12 protein-coding genes are annotated in these 12,419 nt (G+C 69.9%); 8 read left to right on the top strand and 4 right to left on the bottom strand.

Annotated features, from left to right (window positions below; genetic code table 11):
• The first annotated feature begins 352 nt into the window (after positions 1-352).
• Entirely contained in the window at positions 353-1,612 is a 1,260-nt protein-coding gene (locus tag G401_RS0111395) for an amidohydrolase (protein ID WP_027342622.1), read from the top strand.
• A 213-nt stretch (positions 1,613-1,825) separates the two neighbouring features.
• On the opposite strand, the gene G401_RS44915 is transcribed toward G401_RS0111395, so the two are convergent.
• Positions 1,826-2,752 (bottom strand): DUF4349 domain-containing protein, encoded by a 927-nt coding sequence (locus G401_RS44915; protein WP_034591267.1) that lies wholly within the window; start codon positions 2,750-2,752, stop codon positions 1,826-1,828.
• Between the two features lie 149 nt (positions 2,753-2,901).
• Between G401_RS44915 and G401_RS0111405 the strand changes: the two genes are divergently transcribed.
• Entirely contained in the window at positions 2,902-3,531 is a 630-nt protein-coding gene (locus tag G401_RS0111405; RefSeq protein ID WP_027342623.1) for an MBL fold metallo-hydrolase, read from the top strand.
• A 21-nt stretch (positions 3,532-3,552) separates the two neighbouring features.
• The gene (locus tag G401_RS0111410) at positions 3,553-4,293 is read left to right on the top strand and encodes a helix-turn-helix domain-containing protein (RefSeq protein ID WP_027342624.1); all 741 of its coding nucleotides are present in this window, start codon (positions 3,553-3,555) and stop codon (positions 4,291-4,293) included.
• Between the two features lie 40 nt (positions 4,294-4,333).
• Here G401_RS0111410 and G401_RS0111415 read toward each other — a convergent pair whose 3' ends face one another.
• Complete coding sequence (locus G401_RS0111415; RefSeq protein WP_064741737.1) at positions 4,334-4,792, bottom strand: gamma-glutamylcyclotransferase; 459 nt, start codon at positions 4,790-4,792, stop codon at positions 4,334-4,336.
• Here G401_RS0111415 and G401_RS0111420 point away from each other — a divergent pair.
• Entirely contained in the window at positions 4,784-6,310 is a 1,527-nt protein-coding gene (locus tag G401_RS0111420) for an NAD(P)H-quinone dehydrogenase (protein ID WP_157545592.1), read from the top strand. The two genes, G401_RS0111415 and G401_RS0111420, sit on opposite strands and share 9 nt — an antisense overlap.
• 128 nt (positions 6,311-6,438) lie before the next feature.
• Here the strand turns inward: G401_RS0111420 and G401_RS44920 are convergent, their stop codons facing one another.
• Positions 6,439-6,951, bottom strand: a complete 513-nt coding sequence (locus G401_RS44920; protein WP_034591268.1) for a hypothetical protein — start codon at positions 6,949-6,951, stop codon at positions 6,439-6,441.
• A gap of 101 nt (positions 6,952-7,052) precedes the next feature.
• Between G401_RS44920 and G401_RS0111430 the strand changes: the two genes are divergently transcribed.
• From G401_RS0111430 to G401_RS0111445, 4 genes are all read left to right on the top strand, one after another.
• Complete coding sequence (locus tag G401_RS0111430) at positions 7,053-7,505, top strand: hypothetical protein (RefSeq protein WP_034591269.1); 453 nt, start codon at positions 7,053-7,055, stop codon at positions 7,503-7,505.
• Positions 7,506-7,600: 95 nt separating this feature from the next.
• The gene (locus tag G401_RS0111435; RefSeq protein WP_027342628.1) at positions 7,601-9,157 is read left to right on the top strand and encodes a circularly permuted type 2 ATP-grasp protein; all 1,557 of its coding nucleotides are present in this window, start codon (positions 7,601-7,603) and stop codon (positions 9,155-9,157) included.
• Between the two features lie 12 nt (positions 9,158-9,169).
• The gene (locus tag G401_RS0111440; RefSeq protein WP_027342629.1) at positions 9,170-10,108 is read left to right on the top strand and encodes an alpha-E domain-containing protein; all 939 of its coding nucleotides are present in this window, start codon (positions 9,170-9,172) and stop codon (positions 10,106-10,108) included.
• Entirely contained in the window at positions 10,105-11,016 is a 912-nt protein-coding gene (locus G401_RS0111445) for a transglutaminase family protein (protein WP_245601688.1), read from the top strand. The genes G401_RS0111440 and G401_RS0111445 overlap by 4 nt, the downstream gene beginning before the upstream one ends.
• 3 nt (positions 11,017-11,019) lie before the next feature.
• On the opposite strand, the gene G401_RS0111450 is transcribed toward G401_RS0111445, so the two are convergent.
• Entirely contained in the window at positions 11,020-12,387 is a 1,368-nt protein-coding gene (locus G401_RS0111450; RefSeq protein WP_211240719.1) for a Fic family protein, read from the bottom strand.
• Positions 12,388-12,419: the final 32 nt, after the last annotated feature.

The raw sequence follows: 12,419 nt of genomic DNA on the forward strand, positions 1-12,419 counted from the left end.
CGGATATCAGGACTCCGTGGGGTCATCCGAAAGGGCACCGATGACATCCAAAAGGTTGCTCAGTTAATCACTCTTTCGGTGCTCGCACCGCCTGTGCGACGCGGACGCCCCTCGATGCACGAGCGTGAAACTTCATGACCGGACCAGGTGTGCGTCACATCCACAGCCGTCACGCGTTGTGAGAGGTGTAGGGGCCATGCCAGCGATCGAAACAGCCATGAAATCTCCCTACCTGGGAGGACGTGACACAGTGCAACGTCATCGCTACCGCAATGACGTTGCGCAGAGTTACCGGTCTGGGGCTAGGCTTGTCGAGGTTTGTCCCACTGTCGATCGAGATCGAGAAAACGCCGTGACGAGTGCGCTGACGCTGCCCGAGGGCAGCACGCTGACGTCGAACTGGCCCGAGACTTTGCCTGGGGCTGATCCGTTGCCTGGTCATCTGGACCGATGGCTCGCCTCCCGAGGGGCCGAGCTCGTAGCGATTCGACGGCACATTCACGCGCATCCGGAGCTTTCCGGTCACGAGTTCGAGACGGCCGCCCTGGTCGCGCGCGAATTGGCGGTGGCCGGCCTGCAGCCGCGGTTTTTGCCCCGCGGCAATGGCGTGATCTGCGACATCGGCTCCGGCGACCGGGTGATCGCGCTGCGCGCGGACCTGGACGCGCTGCCGCTGCCGGACACAAAGGACGTTCCGTACCGCTCGCTGGTCTCCGGAGCCGCCCACGCGTGCGGCCACGATGTACACACGACGGTACTGCTCGGCGTCGGGCTCGCCCTGGCTCAGCTGGACCAGCGCGGCGAACTGCCGGGCCGGGTCCGGCTGCTCTTCCAGCCGTCCGAGGAGAAGTTCCCGTCGGGCGCGCCGGAGATGATCTCCGCCGGGGCCATGAAGGACGTCGCCGCGATCTACGCGCTGCACTGCGCGCCGCAGCTGCCGGTCGGGCTGATCGGCGTACGGTCCGGAGCCTTCACGGCCGCGGCCGACACCGTCGAAGTCCGCCTCACCGGCAAAGGCGGCCACACCGCCCGCCCGCACCTCACCGCCGACCTGGTGCACGCGCTCGCCCGCGTCATCGTGGACGGCCCGGCTCTGCTCGACCGCCGCGTCGACCCGCGGGCCGGCGTCTCGATGGTGTTCGGCGCGGTGCACGCGGGCGAAGCCGCCAACGCGATCCCGATCGAGGGCGTGGCCAAGGCGACCGTTCGCATCCTCAACAAGGACGCCTGGCAGCAGGCCCCCGAGCTGATCACTCAGCTGATCAAGGACGTCGTCGCCGCCACCGGCGCGGGCGTCGAGGTCCGCTACACGCGCGGCGTACCGCCGGTGATCAACGACCGGATGGCGACGGCCGTGATCGCGGCGGCCGCCGGCGCGGCGCTGGGTGCCGAGCGGGTGGTCGAGGCGGAGATCAGCATGGGCGGCGAGGATTTCGCCTTCTACCTGGACCACGCACCAGGAGCGATGATCCGCCTAGGCACCGGGATTCCCGGCTCCGAGGTGCGGATGGACATCCACCAGTCAGGGTTCGACGTGGACGAACGCGCCATCGGCTACGGCGTCCGGACCATGGTCCACACAGCGCTGGCTGCTCTGTCTTCTTACTTCTAAACGGCCCCAGGGACCCGCACTCGGCCGCGACGTCCGGCAGTGCAAGATCCGCAAGCGCGAAGCGTTTGAGGATCTTGTGCTGCCGGACGTTGCATAAGGGCCGATGTGCCCTCGTCTCGCCCGAAGGGCGAACGGGCAATAACCTTCCCAGCAACCACCGGGGGCAGCGCCCATCGAGGGCAGCAACCACCGGGGGAAGCAACCACCCGCGGGTCAGTCCGTGGACTCTTGATCCTTGAGGGCCGAGCTCGCCCGCGGAGTCTTCCGGCGGCGGCGCCAGACCAGCAGGGGGACCAGGATTACGGCCAGGACCAGTAGGAAGGGCAGGAGGAAGCCCAGTACTGCTGAGGCGACCTTGAGCATCGTGACGAACGTGTCCCAGCCGGTGGACAGGCCGCCGAGGAATGTGGGGTCCGCCTTTTTCGGCTGCACGTAGGGGGTTTGCGGGCCGACCAGGGTGATCGTGATCGTGGACAGGGTCACCAGGTCGTCGAGGTGGCGCTTCTTGGCCATGAGGGAGTCCAGTTCGGCCTGGCGCTGGGTGAGCTCCTTCTCCAGCAGGACCACCTCGCTGAGCTGCTTGGCCTGCGTGAACATCCGCCGGACACTGTCCACGCTGGCCTTCTGCGCCGCGATCCGGGCGTCCAGGTCGACGACCGTGTCGGTGACGTCCTGCGTACTGAGGGAGCGGGAGAGTTCGGTGCCGAGCTTGGCCAGGTCGTCGAGGATCGAACCGAACTTGTCCGCCGGTACGCGCAACGTCAGCGTGGATTCCTCGTGCCCGGGTGAACCGTCGCTCTTCTCGTCCCCGACGAAGCCGCCCGACGACGTCGCCAGTGTGCGTACGCGGGTGGCGGTGTCGGAGACGTGCTCCACGCGTACCGTGATCTGTCCGTTGTAGATGATCGAGCGGGCGTAGGCGGCGGGGTCATTCGCGGTCTGGCCGCCCGGTGCGGAGGTGTAGCCGGTGCCGCCGCCGGCGGCCTTCTCGTCGGCGCCCGGAGCCTGGGCCGCGGGTGCGGGGGCGCCGGCGTCGCTGGACGTGGCGCCGCTGTCGCTCGAGGCCGCGCAGCCGCCGGTGGCCAGCAGGACCACCAGGCCGGCGGCGGCGAGGGGGCGGCGCAGGGATCGGGTGCTCATGGGTTCCCCCGGTGCGGAAGAAGGAAAGATGGGCGCCGGGTCGCATTGACCCCCAACCGACCCGGCGTGTCAGTAGGGACGCAGCGCCGTCCCGGCCGGTTCCCCGTGACCGGGGCCTGATCCGGGAGGCAGGCTCTAGGCTGGAACTCATGCGGGTGACCAAGTTCGAACATTCCTGCGTACGCGTCGAGGACGACGGCGCGGTGCTCGTGATCGATCCGGGCCCGTGGTCGCGGCCGGAGGCGCTCGACGGGGTGGACGCCGTCCTGATCACGCACGAGCACTTCGACCATCTGGACGTCGACAAGCTGGCCGACGCGCTGGACCAGCGGCCCCGGGTGACGATCCACGCGCACAAGTCCGTCGTGGACAAGCTGGGCGACCTGCGGTCGGTGGCGACGGTGGTGGACAGCGGCGACGCGTTCACGGCGGCCGGGTTCGGCGTACGCGCGTTCGGCGGGCTGCACGCGCTCGTGCACGAAGAGGTGACGCCCGTGCCGAACCTCGGATTCCTGGTGGGCGAGTCGGTCTACCACCCGGGCGATTCGTTCGACGTCCCCGAGGGTGCCACCGTGGACACCCTGTTCGTGCCGGTCAGCGGACCGTGGCTGAAGCTGTCGGAGTCGATCGCGTTCGTCCGGGCGATCCGCCCCCGCCGGGTCTACGCGTTGCACGACGGGCTGCACAACGAGTTCGGGCACATGGTCGTCGACGGCAACATGACGAAGCTCGCGCAGGCGCCCTACCTCCGGCTGGAACCGGGTACGAGCGTCGGCTGAACGCGGAGCATACTCACGAATGTGACGCCAGAGCAGCTCGCCGCGGCCGGGCGCCGCACCGTCGAAACCCTCGGCACCGAGTGGTCGCGGTCCGCGCGTACCGTCCGGCGGGCGCGGGACCTCGGCGTCTCCGGCTGGGCCTTCGCCGTCGCCGGTCGCGCGGGCGCCCTGGGCGAGGTGAGCCCGTCGGTCGCGGCCGCCGCCCTCGGTCTCGTCGCCCCTGACGGTGTACGCGAGGCCTTCGCCGCCGCCCGCAAGGTGATGCCGGTGTCGGAACTGGCCGCCGAGCGGCTGGCGCTGTGCTGCCGCTGGGGTGGCGAGGAGTTCGCCGGCGTCGTCGGCCCCGGCCGGCTCGCCGATCTGACCGGTCGCGTCCTCGACGCCGCCGACGCGGGCGGGCTGCCGCTCTTCGCGGCCTGGCGGGAGATGCCGGTGCCGTCGCGCGTACCGGCCGACCTGCTGGCCGTCCGCCTCTACCAGCTCAGCGAGCTGTACGCGGGGGCGGCCGTGCCGGCGTACCGGGCGGCCGGACTGAGTCCGGTGCAGGCGCTGCTGGCCGGACCGGACGGCGACGCGGCCGCGCTCGACCACGGCTGGCAGCCGCCCTTCCACCGCCCCGGGCACCTGCCCCGGCGCCGGGCCTGGGCCGACGCCGCGGTGGTACGCCTGGTCGCACCGGCCTTCGCCGCGCTGGACGAGACCGAGCGCGCCGAATGGCTCGCCGGCGTGCGTACGCTCGCCGGGCGGCCGGTCATCGTCTGAAGCCGCCGACGGGTCGCGAACGATCCGGCGGACAGAGGCCCTACTCCAGCGTGTTGTTGCGGGTGGGCCGCTCGCGGAGGCTCGCCACGTAGTCGTCGGGCGCACCGGCCTTGCCGGCGGCGCTCGCGATCTCGTTGAGGTACCAGACGGTCGGCAGGCCGCCCTCGTACCCGTTGAAGACGTAGACCCACGCGGTCAGCTCGCCGTCCAGCGTCGCGACGCGGACGTGCAGCTTGCGGTAGGTGCCCGCGACGACGCCCTCGACCTCGTCGAGCTGGGACTCGTCCCAGGGATGGACGTCGTAGAGCGCGACGAAGACACGGTCGCCGGGCGACTCGACAATGGTCGTGACGGCGCCTTCCCAGCCGATGACCTCTTCGCCGGCGAACGTGATCCGCCACCCCTCGAGCCAGCCCACGCCCACCATCGGTGAGTGCTGGCAGTAGGCTCGCATGCGGGCGGGGTCGAGATTCGAGCCGTACGCAGCGTAATGACGCACGGCGATGACGATAGTCCGCCTCGGGCGTACGAGAGAATATGGCGGGGCGTGTCGTATGTCGCGCCATGGCGGAACGGCTCGGCACGACCGGCCGGACGACTAGGGGAAACAGCCGTGAACCGGATTGTGATCATCGGTGGGGGACCGGCCGGCTACGAGGCGGCGCTTGTCGCCGCGCAGCTCGACGCGGACGTGACGATCGTCGAGGAGGACGGCGCGGGCGGGGCGTGCGTGCTACACGACTGTGTGCCGTCGAAGACGTTCATCGCCAGCTCAGACGTGGTGACCGGGTACCGCGACACCGAGGAGTTCGGCGTTCACTCGGACGGCCTTGAAGCGATAACCGTCGATGCGACCCTGGTGCACGGCCGTGTCCGCAGGCTCGCCGCCGCGCAATCTTCCGACATTCACGCCAAACTCATCAAAGCGGGCGTGGCGATGATCTCCGGGAGCGCCCGGCTCGGCGAGGATTCGCTCGGCCATCACCACAAGGTCCGGATCACGCCGACCGACGGTGACGCAGAGTACTCGGTCGATGCGGGAACCGTGCTCATCGCGACCGGGGCGACCCCGCGCATCCTCTCCGACGCCCAGCCCGACGGCGAGCGCATCCTCACCTGGCGGCAGATCTACGACCTGCGGGAGCTGCCCGAACACCTCGTCGTCATCGGTTCCGGGGTGACCGGCGCCGAGTTCGCGTCGGCGTACCTGGCGATGGGCGTGAAGGTGACGCTCGTGTCCAGCCGCGACCGCGTGATGCCGCACGAGGACGCCGACGCCGCCATGGCCATCGAGCGCGTCTTCCGCACCCGGGGCATGCAGATCATGAACAACTCCCGCGCCAACGCGGTACGCCGTCAGGGTGACGCCGTCGTCGTGGAGCTGGCCGACGGGCGTACCGTCACCGGCTCGCACGCGCTCATGTGCGTCGGATCGGTTCCGAACACGGCCGACCTCGGACTCGTCGAGTACGGCGTGGCCGTCTCCCCGGGCGGCTACGTGACGACGGACCGGGTGTCGCGTACCAACGTGCCGGGCATCTACGCGGCCGGCGACTGCACCGGCGTGCTCGCCCTGGCCAGCGTCGCCGCCATGCAGGGCCGCATCGCCATGTGGCACGCGCTCGGCGAGGCCGTCGCCCCGCTGCGCCTCAAGACCGTCGCGGCCAACGTCTTCACCGACCCGGAACTCGCCACCGTCGGCGTCAGCCAGCAGGACGTGGCCAGCGGCAAGGTACCGGCCCGCGAGGTGATGCTGCCGCTGACCGGCAACGCCCGGGCCAAGATGGCCGGGATCTCCGACGGCTTCATCAAGCTGTTCTGCCGCCCGGCGTCCGGCCTGGTCGTCGGCGGCGTCGTCGTGTCGCCCCGGGCCAGCGAGCTGATCATGCCGATCGCGATGGCCGTGGAGAACCACCTCACGGTGGACCAGCTGGCGCACACGATCACGATCTACCCGTCGCTGTCGGGCTCGGTCGCCGAAGCCGCCCGCCAGCTCATGCAACACGAATCCGACTGACCCCGTCCCGCCCTTTTCCGACGATCTTGCGCGAATGTCCGGGCCTATCGGGCATAAGCCGCGATTTTTGGGGCATTCGCGCAAGATCGCCGGGAATCAGGGGCGCCGGGCGGGGAGTGGCGGGGTGGTCAGGAGATGTTCTGGAGCGGGGCGCCGGCGGCGTTGCACTTGGCCTTGAGGACGCCCTCCGCGGGGCCGGTCATCTGCTCGATCTCGTTGAAGTCGTCGAACGTCTTGTAGGTCGACTCCTTCTTCGCCGCGTCGGCCAGTTGCGTGATCGCGGCCTGGACCTCGGCGTCGTCCACCTTGGAAGCGGCGTCCGTGAACGTCGCGGCCACCCTCGTGAAGATCGGCTGCAGCTTCGCCAGGGCGGCCTTGGCGCCGGCCGAGTCACCCTTCATCTCCGCCGTCATGCCCTGCACGACGATGGCCTTGGCCTGCGCGTCCAGCTCGGTGTACGCGGTGTCGACGGCCGCGCAGGCGGCGGCGACACTCATCCCCGCGGAGGTCGGCGACGCCGCGGCACTCGAACCGGCCACGGCGCTCGGCGCGGCGGCCGGGTCGTCCTTGGGGCCGCAGGCGGTGAGGACGCCCAGCGTGGCGGTGGCGGCGATCAGAAGGACAAGGGGCTTGCTGCGCATTCGGTTCGCTCCTATGAGGGCTGGTAGGAACGTCGACTCTAGATCATCAACGGCGGTCGGCGGTCTTGACGTCGGGGCGCCCGTCTTGGAGAGTCGCGCCCGTGAGGATCTATGCCGCCACCCCTCGGGCGTACGCCATCGGCACACTGATGAACGTCGTCTTCTGCGCTCTGATCTGCGTCCTGCTGAACCTGGTGCTCCCCTTCGGCTGGGCCGCCCTGGCGGCGCTGATTCTCCTGCCGGTCTTCCTGGTACGCATGGTCGTCGCGTCCCGGCGCCGCTGGGTGTTCGTCGGCCCGCAGGGGATCGCGTGGCGTACGCCGGCCCGGGCGGGGTTCGACGCCGCGCCGACCGGTTCCGTGGTGCTCGACCAGGTCACCGATTACCACATCGGACCGCAGGCGCTGGGGCGGCGGCCGGGGCAGGCGGTCACCCTGACGCTCGCGGACGGCGGCACCGTGAAGCTCCCGATCTGGGCACCGGTCGGGCAGCCGTTCGGCCCGCAGGAGGAGATGATCCGGGCCCTCCGCCGGACTCTGCGCACGGCGGGCTGACCGGCGTACCAGGGCGGACGACACATCTACTATGGACTATTTCACGATGTGAGCGCGTTTACAGCACCGCAATGAGCGGCACGTAGCGTCCAGGCATGGCGGACCTTTTCGAGGACTACCCCGTCGGCGCGGCCGGTGCCGCCTGGGATGAGATGTTCGGCGAGCCCGGTACGCCCCGCCCCGACTACGAGACCCTGCATGCCACTCTGCGCCCGTTGTCCGGTGCCGACCTGCGCGTACGCGCTGACGTGCTGGCCCGGGCCTTCCTCGATCAGGGGATCACGTTCGCCTTCGGCGGGGTCGAGCGGCCCTTTCCGCTGGACATCGTGCCCCGGATCATCTCGGCGGCCCAGTGGCGGACCGTCGAGGCGGGCGTGGTCCAGCGCGTACGCGCCCTCGAAGCCTTCCTCGCCGACGTCTACGGCGCCGGCCAGGTGCTCGCCGACGGGATCGTCCCGCGCCGGGTGGTCGTGACGAGCCAGCACTTCCACCGGGAGGCGGCGGGCGTCGTTCCGGTGAACGGCGTACGCATCCATGTGTCCGGTGTGGACCTGATCCGGGACGAGGAGGGGGCGTTCCGCGTCCTGGAGGACAACGTACGCATCCCGTCCGGGGTCTCCTACGTGATGGAGAACCGCCGGGCCATGGCGCACGTGCTGCCCGAGGTCTTCGCCGCGACGCGGATCCAGCCCGTCGAGGAGTACCCGGCGATGCTGCTGCGGGCGCTGAAGGCGGCCTCGCCCGTCGACGACCCGACCGTGGTGGTCCTGACGCCCGGCGTGCACAACTCGGCGTACTTCGAGCATGCCCTGCTGGCCCGGGAGATGGGTGTGGAGCTGGTCGAGGGGCGCGACCTGGTCTGCGTCGGCAACGAGGTCGCGATGCGGACGACGGCGGGCGAGCAGCGGGTGGACGTGATCTACCGGCGGGTGGACGACGAATTCCTGGACCCGGTGCAGTTCCGGGCGGACTCGGCGCTGGGCTGCGCAGGCCTGCTCAACGCGGCCCGCGCCGGCCGGGTCACCATCGCCAACGCCGTCGGCAACGGCGTGGCCGACGACAAGCTGCTCTACACCTACGTGCCCGAGCTGATCCGCTACTACCTCAACGAGGAGCCGGCACTGCCGAACGTCGAGACCTACCGCCTCGACGATCCCGACGTACGCGAGTTCGTCCTCGCCCGCCTCGACCGGCTGGTCCTCAAACCGGTGGACGGCTCGGGCGGGGCCGGGATCGTCATCGGCTCGCAGGCGACCGCGGAGCAGCTGGCGAACGTGGGCCGCCGGATCGAGCTGGACCCGCGCGGCTGGATCGCCCAGCGCGAGGTGAGCCTGTCCACCGTGCCGACGCTGATCGGCGACCGGCTCGCCCCGCGCCACGTCGACCTGCGCCCGTTCGCGGTCAACGACGGCCGCCGGATCAGCGTCCTGCCCGGCGGGCTGACCCGGGTCGCCCTGCCGGAGGGGGCGCTGGTCGTCAACTCCAGCCAGGGCGGCGGCTCCAAGGACACCTGGGTCGTCAGCGACGGCGGCCCGTCCCCGTACGCGTACCCGGACGCCGCGCTGGAACCGGTCGTCGCGGCGGCCACGCAACCCGACCCGGGCCCGGGCGCCGGCGCGTACGCGGCCCAGCAGCAGCAACAGCAGCAGTGAGGAGGTGAGGACATGCTCAGCCGCATAGCGGAATCGCTCTACTGGATCGGCCGCTACGTCGAGCGCGCCGAGGACACCGCGCGCATCCTCGACGTCCATCTGCACCGGATGCTCGCCGATCCGTGGACCGACGAGGAGGTCGCCTGCCGGTCCCTGCTGTCGGTCATGGGCGCGGCCACCGACCGGCTCGACGCCGTCGGCGTCACCGGCGTCGTCGAACGCCTCGGCCTCGACACCACCGACACCGGCTCCGTCCTCGGCGCGCTCGCCGCCGCCCGCGAGAACGCCCGCGGCTCGCGCGAGACCGTCAGCGCCGAGATGTGGGAGTGCCTCAACACCACCTGGCTCGGCCTCGCCGACGCCCGCGACCGCATCGACCGCCGCGGTGTCCATCCCTTCTTCCAATGGGTACGCGAACGCTGCTGCGTGCTCGCCGGGCTGGCCGACACGACGATGAGCCGGGACGAGGGCTGGCTGTTCCTCGTCCTGGGCCGCAGCATCGAACGCGTCGACATGACCGCCCGGCTGCTGTCGACGCACACCCGCGCCGGCGGCACGATTCCCAGCTGGCTGACCTTGCTGCGCAGTTGCGGCGCCTGGGAGACCTATCTGCGCACCTACCGGGGGTCCCTGAGCGACCGGCACGCGGCCGAGTTCCTGCTGCTCGACCGGCTGTTCCCGCGGTCGGTCCTGGCCGCCCTGATCACCGCCGAGACCTGCCTGGCCGAACTCGAACCCGACCCCGGCCGGGTCGGCGTCGGCACCGAAGCGCAACGGGTCCTGGGGCGGGCGCGGACGGAACTGGCGTACAAGTCGCCGGAGGAGCTGCTGACCAGCCTGCCGCAGGTGCTCGCCGGTCTGGAGCGCACCTGCTCGGCGGTGAACGAGGCGGTGTCGGCACGGTACTTCCGCCAGACCGCGGCGGTCGCATGGGCGGAGGCGGTGGCATGAGATCGGAACCGGGCCGGACCCTGGCCAACGAACGGAGAACGCAGATGGCGACGGGTGCGCCGGGCTGGCGGCTGCATCTCAAGCACCGCACGGGATTCCAGTACGCGGGCCCGGTCGTGTCGTCGTACAACGAGGCCCGCATGCTGCCCTCGGCCGAACCGCGGCAGAACGTGCTGCAGGCGACGGTCTCGGTGCTGCCGGCCGCCCGCACGTACGCGTACCACGACTACTGGGGTACGGCGGTCACGGCGTTCGACCTACACACTCCACACGAATTCCTGGACGTGGTCGCCGAGTCGGTCGTGGAGACCTCCGGCCCCGCCGCCGTACGCACGGGCGGCCCCGGCTGGACCGAGCTGGCCGCCCCGTCGATCGTGGACAGGTGGCACGAGATGCTCGTGTCGACACCGCGTACGGCGCTGGACGAGGAGCTGACCGACCGGGCCGCCGACCTCAGATCCCGCCACCGCGGCCCGCACGAGGCCGCCCGCGCGGTCTGCGAGCTCGTCCGCACCGAGATCGACTACGTGCCGGGCGCGACGGGCGTGCTCACCGACGCCGTCCAGGTGTGGCGCCAGCGCAAAGGCGTCTGCCAGGACATCTCCCACCTCGCGATCGCCCTGCTGCGCGAGATGGGCGTACCGGCGCGGTATGTGTCCGGCTACCTCCACCCGACGCCGGGTGCGGGACTCGGGGAAGAGGTCGTCGGCCAGAGCCATGCCTGGATCGAGTGGTGGTCCGGCGAGTGGCGCGCGTTCGACCCGACCAACGGCGTACCCGTGGGGGAGCGGCACGTGGTGGTCGGCCGCGGCCGGGACTACGGCGACGTGCCGCCGCTCAAAGGGGTGTACGCGGGACCGGACGGCACCGGGCAGACGGTCGAGGTGATCCTCACCCGCCTCCGCTGACCCTCAGCCGATTCCCCTCATCCGTTTGTCGTGCTTGAGGATCTGTACGAGATCTGGGACCGCGGCGTAGACGAACTTCTTCCCCGATCGTGTCTTGGCGAGGAGCCCGGCCTGTTCCAGCTCGACGAGGTCCTTGCGGGCCGTCTCCATCGCTATTCGATGCGACATCATGTGCGATTGGACGGAGTACGCGACGTGGTCATGCTTGATCGAGTTCTGCAACAGGGCGATCTGGCGTGAGTTGAAGTCGGTGGCTGCGGTGGACAGCAGCGACCGGACCTCTCGTGCCTCGTCCACCTTCGTGGCCAGGTATCCGTCGAGTGCGTCGATCGCCCGATGCAGGATGCCGAGATGGTAGATGTAGAAGTAGGTCATGTCGCCGTCGTCGCTCTCCGTATGGAGAAACGATCGTCCGTACTTGCCGGGAGCCTTCTTGAGCAGGCGCGAGACGCTCAGGAATTCGGTGAGCCAGTACCCCTGATTCAGCATCGACCAGTAGAAGAGAATGCGGGCCGTGCGGCCGTTGCCGTCCTCGAACGGGTGGATGTACCCGATCATGAAGTGGATCGTCAGAGCCCGCAGAACCGGTGGCAGGTATGCGATCGACGTCGTCTCATTGGCGAAATCGCAGAGTTCCTGAACGCGGTCGGCGATCTCCTCGGCCGGTGGTGGATCGTAGAGGACGGCGCCCTGGTCGTCACGGATCACGACCCGCTCCTCGCCGGACTGCTGGAACCGGCCCGCCGCCCGGGGATCGTCGAGGGTGCCGTCGGTGACCACCCGATGCAGCTCGCAGATCATTTCCGGAGTGAGCCTCTCGGCCCGTCGATCGCTTACCTTCTCCATTGCCGCGAAGTTGTTGAGGATCATGCGCTCGCTGCGGTCGCGGGGCGCCCGGCCCGATCGGATCATGTCCTTCGCCACGCGCCGATCAGTGGAGGCGCCCTCCAATTGGCTGGAGGTGACAGCTTCCTCGATGAGCGAGGTGACCAGGTACTGGTCCCGGGTAGCCGGGTTCATGACCTGCTCGGCCTGGCCGATCCGGCCGCTCAGACGTGAGGCGATGAACTCGGTCTCCCGCAGGACTTCGTCGGGCAGGCAATAGTGGAACCGGCGCTGACCTCTGTCCGTGATGGAGAGCGGCCGCATGGTGCTGGCACGGCGCAGCTTCGTCGCCACCCACCACTGTTCCAGGGTGAATCCGGCGGGCGGCTGGCGGAAGCGCATCTCGTCCCAGTGCCGGTACGGCTGTCCGACGGCCTGTGCCCAGAGCCGGGCCAGAGCGCTCGTCGTGTCACCGTCACGAAAAGCGCTGGAGAGGAGGCTCTCCAGGGGCGGGGGAGACATCGGCTGGCGCATGCTCACGTCCATCGTGCGGAGAATGCCACGGAGAACGCCCATGA

It is taken from the genome of Hamadaea tsunoensis DSM 44101 (assembly GCF_000428945.1).
GTDB lineage: Bacteria > Actinomycetota > Actinomycetes > Mycobacteriales > Micromonosporaceae > Hamadaea > Hamadaea tsunoensis.

Excerpts from the sequence above, each read along its gene's own strand:
- G401_RS44915 (WP_034591267.1), bottom strand. The coding sequence starts at position 2,752 with ATGAGCACCCGATCCCTGCGCCGCCCCCTCGCCGCCGCCGGCCTGGTG.
- G401_RS0111405 (WP_027342623.1), top strand. The coding sequence starts at position 2,902 with ATGCGGGTGACCAAGTTCGAACATTCCTGCGTACGCGTCGAGGACGAC.
- G401_RS0111420 (WP_157545592.1), top strand. The coding sequence starts at position 4,784 with ATGACGCACGGCGATGACGATAGTCCGCCTCGGGCGTACGAGAGAATA.
- G401_RS44920 (WP_034591268.1), bottom strand. The coding sequence starts at position 6,951 with ATGCGCAGCAAGCCCCTTGTCCTTCTGATCGCCGCCACCGCCACGCTG.
- G401_RS0111435 (WP_027342628.1), top strand. The coding sequence starts at position 7,601 with ATGGCGGACCTTTTCGAGGACTACCCCGTCGGCGCGGCCGGTGCCGCC.
- G401_RS0111440 (WP_027342629.1), top strand. The coding sequence starts at position 9,170 with ATGCTCAGCCGCATAGCGGAATCGCTCTACTGGATCGGCCGCTACGTC.
- G401_RS0111445 (WP_245601688.1), top strand. The coding sequence starts at position 10,105 with ATGAGATCGGAACCGGGCCGGACCCTGGCCAACGAACGGAGAACGCAG.
- G401_RS0111450 (WP_211240719.1), bottom strand. The coding sequence starts at position 12,387 with ATGGACGTGAGCATGCGCCAGCCGATGTCTCCCCCGCCCCTGGAGAGC.